12 protein-coding genes, 1 tRNA gene and 1 pseudogene are annotated in these 15,110 nt (G+C 48.4%); 8 read left to right on the plus strand and 6 right to left on the minus strand.

The features are described from left to right. The 4 genes and pseudogenes from QM657_RS19470 to QM657_RS19485 form a co-directional block, all read left to right on the plus strand. Positions 1-623: pseudogene (locus tag QM657_RS19470) on the plus strand (hydantoinase/oxoprolinase family protein); the annotation flags it as partial. A 6-nt stretch (positions 624-629) separates the two neighbouring features. Continuing rightward, complete coding sequence (locus QM657_RS19475) at positions 630-1,427, plus strand: hypothetical protein (protein ID WP_415068366.1); 798 nt, start codon at positions 630-632, stop codon at positions 1,425-1,427. Positions 1,428-1,609: 182 nt separating this feature from the next. Further along, positions 1,610-2,893, plus strand: a complete 1,284-nt coding sequence (locus tag QM657_RS19480; protein ID WP_415068367.1) for a citrate transporter — start codon at positions 1,610-1,612, stop codon at positions 2,891-2,893. Between the two features lie 83 nt (positions 2,894-2,976). Then, positions 2,977-3,714 (plus strand): GntR family transcriptional regulator, encoded by a 738-nt coding sequence (locus QM657_RS19485; protein ID WP_415068368.1) that lies wholly within the window; start codon positions 2,977-2,979, stop codon positions 3,712-3,714. A gap of 59 nt (positions 3,715-3,773) precedes the next feature. Here QM657_RS19485 and QM657_RS19490 read toward each other — a convergent pair whose 3' ends face one another. The 4 genes from QM657_RS19490 to QM657_RS19505 all read right to left on the minus strand — a co-directional run bounded on the left by QM657_RS19490 (position 3,774) and on the right by QM657_RS19505 (position 9,369). After that, a complete protein-coding gene (locus QM657_RS19490; protein ID WP_415068369.1) occupies positions 3,774-4,832 on the minus strand; it encodes an AbrB family transcriptional regulator in 1,059 nt (352 codons plus the stop codon). A gap of 122 nt (positions 4,833-4,954) precedes the next feature. Then, positions 4,955-6,073 (minus strand): glycoside hydrolase family 88/105 protein, encoded by a 1,119-nt coding sequence (locus QM657_RS19495; protein WP_415068370.1) that lies wholly within the window; start codon positions 6,071-6,073, stop codon positions 4,955-4,957. Between the two features lie 28 nt (positions 6,074-6,101). Beyond that, positions 6,102-7,607, minus strand: coding sequence for a response regulator transcription factor (locus QM657_RS19500; RefSeq protein ID WP_415068371.1), 1,506 nt, complete (start codon positions 7,605-7,607; stop codon positions 6,102-6,104). After that, positions 7,582-9,369, minus strand: a complete 1,788-nt coding sequence (locus QM657_RS19505) for a sensor histidine kinase (protein WP_415068372.1) — start codon at positions 9,367-9,369, stop codon at positions 7,582-7,584. Before QM657_RS19505 ends, QM657_RS19500 begins: the two co-directional genes overlap by 26 nt. A 184-nt stretch (positions 9,370-9,553) precedes the next feature. Here QM657_RS19505 and QM657_RS19510 point away from each other — a divergent pair, with 184 nt between their 5' ends. From QM657_RS19510 to QM657_RS19525, 4 genes are all read left to right on the plus strand, one after another. After that, entirely contained in the window at positions 9,554-10,897 is a 1,344-nt protein-coding gene (locus tag QM657_RS19510) for an ABC transporter substrate-binding protein (protein ID WP_415068373.1), read from the plus strand. 26 nt (positions 10,898-10,923) lie between these two features. Continuing rightward, the gene (locus QM657_RS19515; RefSeq protein WP_415068374.1) at positions 10,924-11,853 is read left to right on the plus strand and encodes a carbohydrate ABC transporter permease; all 930 of its coding nucleotides are present in this window, start codon (positions 10,924-10,926) and stop codon (positions 11,851-11,853) included. Positions 11,854-11,859: 6 nt separating this feature from the next. Then, on the plus strand, positions 11,860-12,714 hold the full coding sequence (locus tag QM657_RS19520) for a carbohydrate ABC transporter permease (protein WP_415068375.1): 855 nt from the start codon (positions 11,860-11,862) through the stop codon (positions 12,712-12,714). Between the two features lie 122 nt (positions 12,715-12,836). After that, positions 12,837-14,516 carry a S8 family peptidase gene (locus QM657_RS19525; RefSeq protein ID WP_415068376.1) on the plus strand — a complete coding sequence of 560 codons (1,680 nt, stop codon included), beginning with the start codon at positions 12,837-12,839 and terminating at the stop codon, positions 14,514-14,516. A gap of 5 nt (positions 14,517-14,521) precedes the next feature. Here the strand turns inward: QM657_RS19525 and QM657_RS19530 are convergent, their stop codons facing one another. Together QM657_RS19530 and QM657_RS19535 are read right to left on the minus strand one after the other, a co-directional pair. Beyond that, positions 14,522-14,716 carry a hypothetical protein gene (locus QM657_RS19530; RefSeq protein WP_415068377.1) on the minus strand — a complete coding sequence of 65 codons (195 nt, stop codon included), beginning with the start codon at positions 14,714-14,716 and terminating at the stop codon, positions 14,522-14,524. A gap of 238 nt (positions 14,717-14,954) precedes the next feature. Next, positions 14,955-15,034: transfer RNA gene (locus tag QM657_RS19535), tRNA-Leu, on the minus strand. Positions 15,035-15,110: the final 76 nt, after the last annotated feature.

The raw sequence follows: 15,110 nt of genomic DNA on the forward strand, positions 1-15,110 counted from the left end.
TTCGTGACGTGGTAGAGCGTGTTATCCCAAATCCTTCTCAGGAAGACATCAGGGAGCTGAAAAAAGAGGCGGCAGACTTGGCAGTCAGCTCAGGAGCTTCCCCGGATACCATTGAAATTCACATCGAGATCGACAACCAGACCGGTAAGGTAACAGCCATTGCAACCGGCTCCACAGAAGTAAAGACCACGGATTTATTAAAGGCCTGTGAAGAGCCGGAGGCGTATCAGTTGGCTTTAGAAGACTTTGGTCCTAAAGTTTCTAACGCGAAACTGGCAGAGCAGACAGAAAAGTTCTATGTATACAGGGGCGAAAAGGATGGAAAGACACCTCTTCGGATCGTGGATACCAAGGGCTTTATTAAGGTGCAGTGTTCAGACGGTGCCGTAGAAAAATGCAAGGCAAAGGATTATGAAGAGGTGGTGGAAAAGCTTTGGAAGGAAAACGCCGTATTTAAGACAGACTCCGTTCTCCGCCCTGACTTCTTCGTATGCTTTGGACCGAGGGTGACGGATTACAGTGCCATTGACTTAGAGCAGGTACTGCTTCTTATGAATCTGGATTTAGGAGACAGGGAACCGGATGAGGATATCCTGATCATCGCATCCCATAGGGAGATTTAAGCTATCATGAAAAAAGAAGAACTTCAAACAGCTTTAAAGCCCATTGCAGACGGACTTTTCGGAAAGCAGGGGAGAAGAGTATATGAACGCCCACACTTTGATGTGCGCCCCTTAGGGGATATGCTGGCAGACTTAGCCGAGATCAGGCCGGAGGAATGGTATGGATATGCATTTTCCAGAGAGCCCTTAAACGGAAAGTTTACAGATGAACAGCGCAGGGGGTGGATGGAAAAGGCCCTGGCCTGCGGCAGGGAGTACGCTGAGAAAATATGCGGTAAATACCGTACCAGAGACCCTGAACGGCTGGCTGAGTGCATGGGCATGGATGTCTCTTTCCCTGAATTTCCGGAAAAGACGGACCGGGTGCTCTTTGCGGAGTTCCGTGTGCCTAATAAAATCTGTATTTACATGGATGCGGTGAAAAAGGCACAAAAGCTGTTTGAAAGGCCTGGAGTTTCGGAAGTTCTCACGAAGGAGCTGGATGTCAGCGGGCTCCTTCTGTCCCATGAGCTGTTTCACTGTATGGAAGAGCAGTACCATGAGGAGATATTTACGAAAACCGAAAAGATCAGGCTGTGGTCCCTGGGATTTCTCCACAACGATTCCAATATCATCGCCCTGGGCGAGATCGCAGCCATGGGCTTTGCCCAGGAAATCATGGGAATCAGTTATTCTCCCTATTTAATGGATGTGTTTTTGGTATACGGCTATTCGCCAGAGGAAGCCAGCGGCTTGTATGAGGAAATGATGGAGCTGGCAGGAAAAAAGAATAGAATTCCAATAAAAAGAATAAAAAAAGAATAAAAATTTTAGTTAAAATGTATAAAATGATAATTGCTTTTTCGTTTAAATTAACAGTGGACATCTGAATATATACTGGTATACTAATGTGTGTAATATATTAGTTGCGCACATTTGGGATAACAGAGCGACGGATTGTGCAGGTAAATCCATATGGAAAGCAACATAAAAAAAGGAGGAATTATATGAGTCTCTACATTATTATTGCGGGCATTCTTCTGCTCGTATCCTTTGCAGGCCTTATCGTATATTGCATGAGGGGCGGCAATCTTCTGGTAGGCTTTATTTTCATGGCTCTCGTTTGGTCTATCATCGGCCGTGTGCCGTACCGCACCGTTGTGGATACGGTTTTCCAGGCATCAGTGGAAAATTACGGTCCCACCATTGCCATCATCGTATTCGGAAGCTGGTTCGGCCGGGTTATCGTGGATACGGGTATTGCAGGCTTTATCATCAAGAAAACTGTGGAGCTTGCAGGCGATAAGCCTCTGGTCACCACTCTTATGGTATCCATTGTCTGCACCCTTATTTTTACCAGCGCATTTGGCGTAGGCTCTGTTATGGCAATCGGTATGATCGTGCTTCCCATCCTGTTTTCCCTCAACGTGGAAAAGCACGTTGCAGTCGGCTCTTACCTGATGTCCGTTGCAGCGGGCATGTACTTAAACATCGGATATGTGAACCAGCTTCTGGCTCTGTTCCCTTCCATGGCTTATGACAATGTTTATATCCGTTTTGGAATTGCAGCAACCGTTGTTCACGTAGTATTTATGCTCATATTCATCGTGTTCCATTATTCCAAGGGAAAAAGGAGCAGGGCATGGGCGGCTACTCCTGCAGCTCCTGTGACAAAACCCATTCCCGGAATCGCAGCCATCATTCCTTTCCTTCCGATCTTTATGGTAGCAATTTTTAAATGGAAGCCGGTTCCCTCCTTCCTCCTCGGAATCTTTTTGGGACTGCTTTTAACAGGCAATATGGCAACGTATAAGATGGCCATTGAAAAGGTGCAAAAGACCTTATACGACGGAATCGCAGACGTAGGACTTCTGATCGGTATGCTTTACGGCGTCAATATCTTCAGCACCGCTGCAAAGCAGGTATCCCCCATCCTCAGCGAGCTGCTGGGAGGCGTGATTCCTCAGGCTGCCCTGGTTATCGTCATCATCTTCATCATTGCAGCGCCTCTCGGTTTGTTCCGCGGACCTCTTATGGTATTCGGTTCAGGAGCCGCAACCCTGGCAATCCTTCAGGCGACAGGATTCTTTACAGACCCGTTCCTGTTCATTCTCTTCCTGGTTCCTCCGGTTGCTATCGTGGCAAACTCCTGCCCGACCCAGTCCTGGAGCATGTGGGGAATCAGCTATGCCAAGATGGAGGCAAAAGCCTATATCCGTACGAATTTCCCCTGGTCCTGGGTGATTTTTGCAGTCAATCTTCTGATTGGATATTTCCTCATCGGACGCTGAGAAATATCGTTTGACTTCTTTGTGAAACTGTGATATATTAATCCACTAATACAGAAGAAATGTGTATAAGGGAGGAGCATCCGTTGCTGAAGAAACCAGAGAAGAAAACAGCCGCAGATAACATTTACAGCGAACTTGGAAGCAGCATCATAGAGATGAGAATTCAGCCGGGAGTCATTGTCACCATCAATGATCTTGCGGAGGAAATGAATGTAAGCCGTTCCCCGGTGCGGGATGCCTTGATCCGCCTGGAACAGCAGGGCCTTATCACCACCCTGCCTCAAAAGGGAATCATGATTTCCAGAATCAATCTGGAAAAGGCTCAGAAGGAGCAGTATATACGCTACAGCGTTGAGATCAATATATTAAAGGAATTCCTGGAGCGGTATACGAGGCGGAATATGACAGATTTAAAGAGCCTGATCGAGCAGCAGGAAAGCGCCATTGGAAAACAGGATGTGCGTGATTTTCTGGCCCTTGATGATGAGTTCCACCAGTATTTCTTTGCAGTCTGTGAAAAGCAGTATTGCGCCGATTTGATCTGGGGAGCTGCGGGCAACTACCAGCGCCTGCGCCAGCTCATCTGCGTGGATGAAACCCATCAGCGGAATGTGGTGGAAGATCACAAGGAGATGCTGGAATCCATTAAGAAAAGAGATAAGGAAATGCTGATTCACCAGGCCAGCCGCCATTTGCTGGACATTGATGACAATGCCTTAAAGCTGGGAGAGCAGTATCCGGAGCTTTTTGAAGCAATTCCAAAGCCGGGAAGAATGAGAATTTTCGGAAATGATTTTCTGGGAGGCCTGGTCAAAGGCTGACCTGCATATAAAAAAGACAGTCACAGGAGAGATGAAAAATCTTTTGTGACTGTCTTTTTTTATAAAGTGAACAGGATCAGATGGAGTACCTGAGGGAAAATCGCTGTGACAATGATGAGCCGCAGCACCTGAAGCAGGACCAAATCCGTGCTTTGAACTCCGATATCGGAAGATATCAGGGCCATGTCGCTGGCTCCTGCCGGAGTGGCGGCCAGCATGGCTTCCTTTCTGGACATCCCGCAAAACCGTTTTAAAATCTCTCCCATGAGAAAGCAGAAGGCTGAGTATCCAAGTATGAGGATGATCGCAGGAACAGCCAGATACCGCAGCTCCAGCAAGTCCTTCCAGCCTAAGGAACAGCCGATGTAGGCTCCTGACACCAACTGGGCAAACCGTTTGACACCGGCAGGCAGATAGGCCTTGCCCCAGAAAATCTTTAAAGCGATGACGCTGACCAGGGAAAAGACCAGGGTTCCGGCAGGGATGCCGCTCATCTTTCCCACAACTCCGCAGATGGAGGCGATGAGAAAGGTGATCAGGGCGTGGTAAGGCTTTTTCTCTTCCCCGGAACCGGCTGTCTGGGATTTTGAAACAGTGTCCTCTTCTGTTTTGGAGACAGGCTCTTCCTTTTTGCAGAATCGGTTGATCATGCCGGGAAATATTCCGATTCCGATGACCAGACGGACAAACTGCAGGGCAGCTACCTGGGGCGCATTGGCTCCCATATCAGCCGCAATGATGGGAATATCGCTGATTCCTCCCGGAACTGCGCTGAAAAATGCCGTAACAATGTCCACCGGGCTTGCTGCGTGTATCAAAAGTCCCATGCCGATGTTGGCAGCCATATAAAAGCTGAGAAGCAGGACGGCAGGGCGCAGGATGCGGGGAATCTGCTTTAACTCACTTTTCTTCACACCGGAGCCGATAAATGCCCCTGCAACGATCTGGGCAAACACCTTGCCCGCCCCAGGAACATAGGAGGCTTGAAAGATGATGCCCAAAGCAGCAGAGCCTACGATGCCGCCCACCAGCATTCCGCCGGGGACTTTCATGCGTAAAAAGGCTGATCCGGCTAAAAATGCAGCGGCCAGTGTCAACAGAAGTTTGATGATTTCCATAGCGATCTCCCAACATTTAAATATCTGAATAGAATAAACAATTGCTTTAATTATATCGTGCTATTCTTAATGAATAGTAAGCATAATCTTAAAAAATGTTAAGAGCGTTGAGCTTTTCCCTCTTACTTAAGAGCCTCGCAAAGGGCGGTCAGGGCCAGAGCCTGTCCGTAGGCCATGGGCATGATGGCGATATTTTTATAGTGTTCCGAATCCATCCCGATTCCGGTTCCTGCGGACACGCCCAGAACGGTTCCATCCTCGGAAATATTGGCGCAGATGGCTTCAATGGCCTTTTCTGCCGCAGCTTCATAAGTCTCATCCAGAACCTTGGCCTTTACGCCCCGCAGCAGTCCTGCGGCAATGGCGGCAGAGCCTGACACTTCCTCGTAGCTGGAAGGATCGGTGAGAACGGTATGCCAGAGTCCGGAAGGGGATTGAAGCTTTAAAAGGGCGGCTGCCTGGGACTTGAAGGTATCAATCAGATAATCCCTCACTCCCGGATTTAACTGGTCCCCGCAGGTGTCTATGTATTCCATCACCCCGTAAGTGAACCAGGAGTTGCCCCTGCACCAGAAGATGCCTCCGAAATTATCCCTTCCGTCAAACCGGAAGCCATGGTGAAACAGTCCTGTATGCCTGTCAAATAAGTATTTGATGTGGACCAGGAACTGATGGAGGGCTTCATTTTTCCAGACCTCATTGTCTGTTTTCTGTCCCATTTTGTTTAAGAAGAGGACTGCCATGAATAAGGTGTCCACCCAGAGCTGCCCTTCGTTTAAGCTCACCCCATCCCGGTTTCCGATGGCGCTTGTCACATGCTGAAAGCCCTTGTCCTCGGTTTTTGGAAGTTCATTGATGAGCCACTGGGCCCTTTTTACACAGAGGCCGTAATACTCCTCCCGGCTGTCCAGGCTTTCATACAGGAAGGATAAGGGGAGGAAGGGGGCGGTGGTGTTGATGTTTTTGGAAGGGAGGCCGTTTTCCCGGTGGCCCCTGTACCATTTGCTGAAAAAGGGAAGATACCTGCCATCGCCGTAGAACTCCTGAAGCTTGTACAGGCCGTAAAGGCCCACGCCCTGAGGCCAGTCCCATTCCTCGATGCCAAAGTCCCTTTGGATGAACCCCTTGCTGGTGTCTGCACTGCTGGCTGTCTTGTCCTTATCGGAATCACAGCCTCCAAGATTCATCAGTTTGTCCACAACCAGGTGGATCTTTTCGAGCAGTAGTTGGTTTGATATCATGATTCTTCTCCTTTTCTATGCATTAAGCTTATTTTTTCAACTGTTCCATATATTCGGTGGGCGGAAGGCCGGTATACCGTTTAAACACCTGACTGAAGTATTGGGGATTGCTGCCAAAGCCCACCTGACGGGCGATGAGCTTGATGTTGTCATTGCGGTAAAATGCCATAAGCCGTATGGCTTCCTCCATCCGTTCCTTGTTGAGGTAATCGGAAAACCGCATCCCCTCTTCTTTGATGAACTGCTTGCTCAAATATCCCACGCTCACAAAGAGATAATTTTCTGCCAGCCACTTTAAGGAAAGGTTTTCCGAATCCAGGTGCTGGCTGATGTAGGATTTTAAAAGGGAGATGTTGGAAACGGCTTTTTGGCTGCCGGATTCCTCCCTGGGAAGGATGGCGGTCTCTAAAAGCTTTCGAAGGCCTGAAACTCTGTCACAGGAATAGACCCTCCGGAAAAAATCGCAGGCAGCGTCGGTGCTCAGCTTCTCCTGCACCAGCCCACCCTGGAGGAACAGGCTTAAGGCTAAGTTCCTGGCCGAAGAAAGGGGCATGGAATCCATAAAAACAGACTGGAGTAGCGCAGAGGCCTGGCTGGTATCGGCTGCAGAGCTGATGGAATCCTCTAACCGGCGGACCATCCAGGGAGAAGCGATGTGGTTTCTGATCTCATGGCTTTCCCCTGTTTCGCTGATGAGGAGAATCCGCTCAAACCGGGAAATCTTATGAATGATATCCTGAAACAGCTTTTCCCCGTTTTCCCTGCAAAGGAAATCGGCCTCAAAGGATACGGGCTGGCCGGGATACTGAAAAGCGGTGACAGCTTCTTCAATCTGCTCCTGAACCGCCAGGGTGGAAACGGGAAATATGAGGACCACTGTATTTTTTACATAGATGACGGAAAACTGGAGAGGGATTTTAAAGGCCTCTAAAACCTTTCTCATATCATTCATAAACTGCTTTAAGTGATTTTCCTCCACAAAGGAACAGATGCAGGCGCAGCGGCATCCGGCGGGCAGGACGAGAAGCTCCCGGTATTTTTGAAATACAGAGGGAAAGGAATCCTGGCGCTCCAGGGCCTCCATGATAAAGCTTTGCTCTAAAGGCGTGTGAAGGCTCCTTAAAAATTTCTGCTGCTGGACCTTTCTCGCGTCGTCCTCTAAAAGCCGCTCCTGTCTGATGGTGGTCAGGGATTCGATCAGTTCGTTTTTATCCGTTGGCTTTAACAGATAGTGGCGGACTCCGTACCGCATGGCCTGTTTTGCGTATTCGAACTCATTGTAGCCGGAAAGCAGAATAAAGGTGATCCGGGAATCCAGCTTCATGGAGCGTTCAATTAAATCCAGACCGTTTAAGATGGGCATCCGGATATCCGTGATCACCACATCGGGATAGTCGTCACAGATGATGTCGTAGGCCTCCATGCCGTTTTTTGCGGTGCCAATCACTTCATAGCCTATGGCCCCGTAGTCGATCATCTGGGAAATGGACTCTCTTATGATCTGCTCGTCATCGACGATCAGCAGTCTGAGCATGGGAAACCTCCTTTTCTTTCGGTATGGTCAGCAAAACGACTGCCATTTGGTTTTCGTTGTAAAAATGCAGGCCATATTCTTCCCCGTAGAGCAGCCCCAGCCTGGAGTTGATGTTTTCAAGGCCCACGCCGGACCCCTGGGGCGTGATTTCCTTCTCCCGGATTTTTTGCAGGAGGTCGGGCTCGAACCGGGACCCGGTATTTGCCACACGGATTTCGTAATGGTCTTCCAGCTCCTTTACGGTGACTTTGATGGTGCACATTTCATCAGAGTCTTCCATGGCGTGTTTTAAAGCGTTTTCCACCAGAGGCTGAATGGACAGCTTTGGGATGAAAATATTGGAGATATTCTCCGGCACCTCCAGCTCAAAGCAGAGCCTGTCCTTAAACCGCACTTCCTGTATCAATATATAATCGTCCAGCACCTTTAACTCTTCCCCAAGGGGGATGATGTCCTCCTGCCCGGCGATGGAGGCCCGAAACAGGCTGGCAAGAGAGCGGACCATGGTGGAGATGTCCTCGGCCCCGTATTTTTGCGCCATCCAGTTGATGGTTTCCAAGGTGTTGTATAAAAAGTGAGGATTGATCTGCTGCTGGAGCATCTTAATGGCAGAATCCCTCACCAGAAGCTGCTTGTCGTAATTTTCATCCCTGAGGACCTTGACGCTGTGGGTCATCTCGTCAAAGCTTCGGTGAAGCTGGCCGATTTCATCCTGGCGGTTCTGGTAATCGTAGGCCTCTGCCTCTGTCTCCGGCGCTTCCCCGCTTCCAAAGCGCTGGATTTTTTCGATGAGATAATCCAGGTGACGGAATAAGTGGCGCAGAACCAGGGTGACGCAGACTGCGGTGACCAAAGCAGTGCAGATGGTGAAGACCAGGATTTCCAGCCCCGTCAGCCGGGTTCTCTGAAACAGGGGGTCATAATCCCGGAAGTAAATGTAATTCCAGCCCTTATAGGCCCCCTGGCCTGTGATGATAAATTCCTTTTTCTTATCCAGTGTGGCGATGGAGTAGGATTCTTCCCCGCGGGCGCTGCCGGAAATGATTTTTAAACAGTAATCCTCGTGAAATGCCTCTGCCGGGTAGATTCTCTTTTCACCGGCCATCAGGATGAACCGGGAGTCCTCTGCCTGGCTTCCGGAGTTTTTCAGCCCGTCTTCGATCATGCTGTCCATATCCACTGTAATAAAAAGCTCTGCCAGAGGCCTGAGGCTTAAATACTTCAATTTCAGAATCTGTCTGGCGCAGACCGTTCCGGTTCCGGGAGAAATCCCTCCGGTCCATGAGGCCCTGCCTTTAAAGCTGTCCAGAATGGAATCCAGCTCTTTTCGGTTGAAGTTTAAGATGTCATCAGAGCTTCCCATGCAGATATTGGTCCCGTCAGGCAGGATGATATTAATGGAAGTGATGTACTCACTCCTGTAAAGGTAGGAATAAAGCTGCTGGTAAATGTCTCTGCGGGCGAGGGCCCGGCGGTTGCTCCAGGGGTTTTCATCTAAAAATGAAAGATTGTCCTGAAGAATCTGGTCACCGATCATGTTGTCGGATATGGTCTGGATTGCCAGCATCTCAGATTCTAAGTAAGCGGTCACATGCTTTAAGGAATTTGCGTTGGTCCGGTACAGCTCTTCGTTGTAGCGGGTAGTCATGATCCGGATGCTGACCAGAAAGCCGATGCAGAGCGCCAGTATGGCAAGAAGGAAAAGCATCAGTATTTTTTTGTAAAGGGATAGGTTGTTAAACCAGGCTGTCTTTGTTTTCATCGTCATGGGCCCTTTCTCGTTCCAGCCTATTATATAGCAAAGAAATAAAAAAGGAAATTGAAAAACCGGCTAAAATCACAGAAAGCCGTTTTTTTAATCATAAAAAGCTGTATTTTAACTTTACCGTTGTGCATATTTGCCATAAAATAATACCATCACAAACCGAAAGGGAGGTTTTATTCACATGAAAAAAAGATTATTGGCATCAACTCTTGCAGCAGTGCTTCTGGCGGCTTCTTTAGCAGGCTGCGGTCAGAAAACAGAAACAGCGGCAACGACTGCGGGGACAGAAGCAGCTACAAAGGCGGAGTCAGCGGATACCACGGCAGCAGCATCGGGAGACAAGGTGACACTGAATTTCACCTGGTGGGGAAACCAGCTCAGAAATGACGTGACAAAGCAGGCGGTAGACTTATACATGAGCCAGAATCCGGGCGTGGAAATCAAGGTGGAGTTCACAGACTGGACCGGCTACTGGGATAAGCTCTCCGCTATGGCAGCAGGCGGAAATCTTCCGGACATCCTTCAGATGGACTACTCCTACTTAAACCAGTACCAGCAGAGCGGACAGCTTGCTAACCTTTCTGAATTCATTGACAGCGGCGTTATTGACACCAAAAATGTTCCTGACAGCGTAATCGACAGCGGTTCCATTGACGGCAAGTGCTACGCCATAAGCATCGGAAGCAATGCTCTCGTTATGACTTATGACAAGGCCATTGTGGAAGAGGCAGGAGTGGACCTTTCCAAGCAGATGACCTTTGATGAGCTTTATGAAGTGTCTAAGACCATTTATGAGAAAACAGGAGTTAAGACCGCATTTGACGGCGGAATCAACATGATGGTCATGGTTGCCAGAGGAAACGGCTCTTACTTATTCGGAGAAATCAGAGAAGGCAAGACAGACGCCATGAAGATGCACTTTGAAACGGTAGAAAAATTCGCAAAGGCTGAATTTGCTGTTTCTCCTGACCTTCTTGCAGAAAAAGATATGGATATCGTTGAAACAAAGCCCATCATCGACGGAACCACATGGAATGACTTCTCTCTTTCCAACCAGTATATCGCTGTTTCCAATACAGCCGGAAGAGAATTGGGCCTCACCTATTATCCAACTGTAAACAATGCAAAAACCCAGCCCCTGTACTTAAAGCCAGGCCAGTTCCTTTCCGTTGCAGAGTCTTCCCAGAATAAGGAAGCAGCAGCCAAGTTCATCGACTGGTTCACCAACAGCATCGAGTGCAATGAAATCCTGATGGCAGAGAGAGGAATTCCGGTTAACACAGAGGTTGCCGCAGCCATCAAGCCAAAGGCAGAAGCCATTTCCCAGAGCATCTTTGATTACATCTCCCAGGTTGGCGAAATCGCAACTCCAATTGACGTTCCGGACCCATCGGGAAAGGGTGAGATCGAAGCATTAGGAAAGACCATGGTAGAAGCGCTCCGTTACGGCGATGCAACTGCAGAGGAAGCGGCTGACCAGTTTGTTGCAGAATCCAAGAAGATTCTGGAGGAAGCGGCGAAATAAATAAAAAGCAATCTGGAGGGGATACGATGAAGAACAATCAAATGGCCCCCAAGAGAAAAAAAACATTGGCTCAGATATTAAACACACCGAAGGTCGCAGGATATATATTTATCCTGCCCTTCATTATAGGCTTTCTGGCTTTTATGGCTGTTCCGATGGTTTTATCTTTAGGGTTTTCATTTACCAGATATAATATTTTAAAGGCACCGGTTTTTATAGGTCTGGAAAATTACGTGACCATGTTTACTGCTGACCCCAAGTTCTGGAAGGTATTCGGCGTGACCATGTATTATGTTCTGTTTTCGGTTCCTCTCCGGCTCATTATGGCCCTTGCTGTGGCTATGCTCCTTGTAAAGAGCAGCCGGCTCTCAGGCTTTTACCGGGCAGTTTATTACCTGCCGTCCATCATCGGCTCCAGCGTGGCTGTGGCCATTCTCTGGAAGCGGATGTTTGCCAGTGACGGCGTGGTCAATGCCCTTATGGGAGCCATCGGACTGCCTACGGACATCGCATGGCTGGGAAGGCCTGATACGGCCATGTGGACCTTGATCATTCTGGCTGTCTGGCAGTTTGGTTCTTCCATGCTCATCTTTTTATCAGGGTTAAAGCAGATCCCCATAAGCCTTTATGAGGCGGCAACTGTGGACGGTGCAAACGGCATCCAGCGTTTCTTCAAGATCACCCTTCCCATGCTGACGCCCACTATTTTCTTTAACCTGATCAACCAGTTGATCAACGGATTTATGGCATTTACCCAGAGCTATATCATTACCCAGGGAAAGCCAAGGGACACCACGCTGTTCTACACCGTATACATGTACCAGAACTCCTTTACCTACAACAAGCTGGGCTACGGCTGCGCTATGGCGTGGTTCATGGTATTGGTGGTGGGCCTTTTAACCCTGGTACTGTTCAAGACCCAGAAGAAATGGGTACATTATGAAGCGGAAGGGTGATGAAGTATGAAGACAGGATATAAAGAAAAACGAATAGCCGTCACAGCGATTTATCACGTATTCACCTTTTTGTTCGCCTTCGTGATGATCTATCCCCTTTTGTGGATGGTGATGAGCTCCTTTAAGAACACCAACGATATATTCCGGACTGCCACCTCTCTTTTTCCTGAGACGTTTTCCATTGAAAACTACATAACAGGGTGGAAGGGGTTTGCAGGCTACAGCTTTTCCATATTTTTTAAGAATTCCTTTGTCATTGCAGGCCTTTCCACTGTGGGAGCGGTCATTTCCTCCGCCATTGTGGGATACGGCTTTGCCCGGATTGACTTTAAGTTTAAAAATATCTGGTTTGCCTGTATGCTGTTAGCCATGATGCTTCCGTTCCAGATCATCATGATTCCCCAGTATATCATCTTTAACCAGATGGGATGGATCGGAAGCTATCTTCCCATTATTGTGCCTCAGTTCTTCGGTCAGGGCTTTTTCATCTTCTTAAACGTGCAGTTTATCAGGGGAATCCCCATGGACTTAGACGAGGCGGCCAGAATGGACGGCTGCACCATTTATTCCATATTTGTCCGGATCATCCTTCCGCTCATTAAACCGTCTCTGGTGACCAGCGCTATTTTCTCCTTTATGTGGAGATGGGATGACTTTCTGGCGGCTCTGCTCTATTTGAGCGATCCCTTAAAGTATCCGGTCAGCTACGCCCTAAAAATGTTCTCAGACCCGTCTTCGGGCTCAGACTGGGGCGCCATGTTCTCCATGGCAACCTTTTCCCTGGTTCCTATTTTCATCATCTTCCTGACCATGCAGAAATATCTGGTGGAAGGAATTGCATCGACGGGAATTAAGGGTTAAAAATAATGATCAGGTGGGAGACCCGTTTTGCGGGCTTTCCGCCTTTTTATTTTGGGGATTTATGAGAAGCCTGCTGCATAAAATGTATCATATGCTCTCTTAAGCATACAGGAGGCTGAGATATGGAAAAGATACTGGATAACAGGTACTATGACCTGATCATCAGTAATTCCGTGGTTCCGCAGTACAATACGGAGGACAATGTAACGGTGCTCAATGAAATGCATTCTCTGCTGCATATCAGAAAGGACGAAGTGGGGGCCTGTGATCTGGGGGAAAACGCTTATCATTACTTTCCGGCCCTCTATACCTTAGAGTCTTCCATCAGCGTGGAAAAATCCGGTGTTCCATTTGTTCAGGGAGACCCTGAACTCGCTCTTTTTGGAAGAGGGGTTATCATAGGGATTGTGGATACAGGCATTGATTACCTCCATCCTGCGTTCATGCACTATGACGGGACAACGCGGATTATTTCCATATGGGATCAGACGAGAGAGGGGGGTGTTCCGCCTCATGGCTTTACCTTTGGAGCAGAATATACCAGAGAACTGATTAATTTCGCCCTCATGTCTGAGGAACCTCTTTCCATCGTGCCTTCCGTTGATGAGCATCTTCATGGAACCGCCATTGCAAGCGTGGCGGCGGGAAGGCCCAATGAGGCCAATGATTTCAGCGGCGTGGTTCCCGATGCCGATTTGATGGTGGTAAAATTAAAACAGGCTAAGAATAATTTAAAGAAGCTTTTTTCCGTTCCGGAAACAGCTTTGTGTTATCAGGAATCGGATATTATCCTTGGAATCCGATATCTGATCACATCGGCGAAACGGATGAACCGGCCCATTATCATCTGCCTTGCCATGGGCAGCAGCCAGGGGGGCCATGACGGGCGGGGGGCTTCGGGCATGTACTTAGATTACCTTGTCCAGCAGCCTATGATCGGCATTGTGGTGTCTGCCGGAAATGAAGGGAACAGCTTAAGGCATTATTTCGGGCGCATTGAGAGAGCGCCTTATATGGGCAGCTTCCAGCTTAAGGTGGGAAGCTATGACAGGAAGTTTTTCATGGAGATATGGCCTTACCTGCCTTCCAGGCTTTCCATTGAGATCACCACACCGGGCAGGGAGGCTTCCCAGATCATCTATCCCTTATTCGGAGCATGTCAAAGGCTGGTATTCCAGTCAAGCCAGTCCGTTGTCTGGGTCAATAATATTAATTTTGAGGAAGAGACAGGAGACCAGCTCATTTTGCTGCGGTTTGAGAATGCTGATCCCGGAATCTGGCAATTCCGTGTGTCAAGTGATGAGAGAGAGCCGTTTTCTTTTCATAGCTGGCTGCCGTCGGGAAATCTGCTGACCAATGAGACATTTTTCTTAAATGCCGATGCCAACACCACCATAACCGCCCAGGGAGACGCCATGCATCCCCTTACGGTCACGGCTTATAACCAGTTAAATGACACCATCATTCCTGAATCGAGCAGAGGCTATACCCGGCTGGGTCAGATCAAGCCTGATATAGGCGCTCCGGGCTACCAGCTGTCCTGTGCCCTTCCTGGGAACCAGTACGGCACCATTACAGGCACAGGAGCGGCAGCGTCTCATGCGGCCGGCATTGCGGCCATGGTTATGGAATGGTCTTACAGCAAAGGCAATTTTACCTCCATTACCGGAAATCAGATCAACCGCGTGATCGTCCGGGGAGCCCGGCGTGACAGCCCGGACTATTATCCAAATAACATATGGGGATACGGACGGATCGATGCGGAACGGATATTTGCCCAGCTTTCTGAGATGAGGATTTAAAGTTTTTATCTCGCAGAATTTTTTAAGCTTTTCAATTCTCCTCTGATTCTGGGTTCAATTCCCCTGCGCTCCATTTCGGCCATGATGTTTTCAAACTCTCCGGACGGGGCAGGGGGAATCCCTGTTTCCCTGGATTGGGACTCCAGACTGTCTGATTCTTCTTTTTCATAATGTTCTCTTTGACTTTTCCAATGCTTCATGATTATCACCTCCCAGAAAATTATATAACGAATATGAGAAACGTATAGTGATAAAATGAAATAAAATAAAAGAAATTAGGTTTAAAAGGGCTTTTTTTTGGTATATGTAATTCAAAACCGACACAATTTTGCAAAATTAAAACACCAGGAAGCCCCGCACTCACGAGGAAACCTGGTGTTTTTTATCTTATGCAAACCTTGTCATATGTAACCTAGTGTCTTTTTATCTTATGTAAACTGCGGGTAACAGGACTTGAACCTGCACGGTCTCCCACCAGAACCTAAATCTGGCGCGTCTGCCAATTCCGCCATACCCGCAAACAATGAGACACCGGGGATTCGAACCCCGGACAACTTGATTAAAAGTCAAGTGCTCTACCACCTGAGCTAGTAT

Source organism: Lacrimispora sp. (genome assembly GCF_047605665.1).
GTDB lineage: Bacteria > Bacillota > Clostridia > Lachnospirales > Lachnospiraceae > Lacrimispora.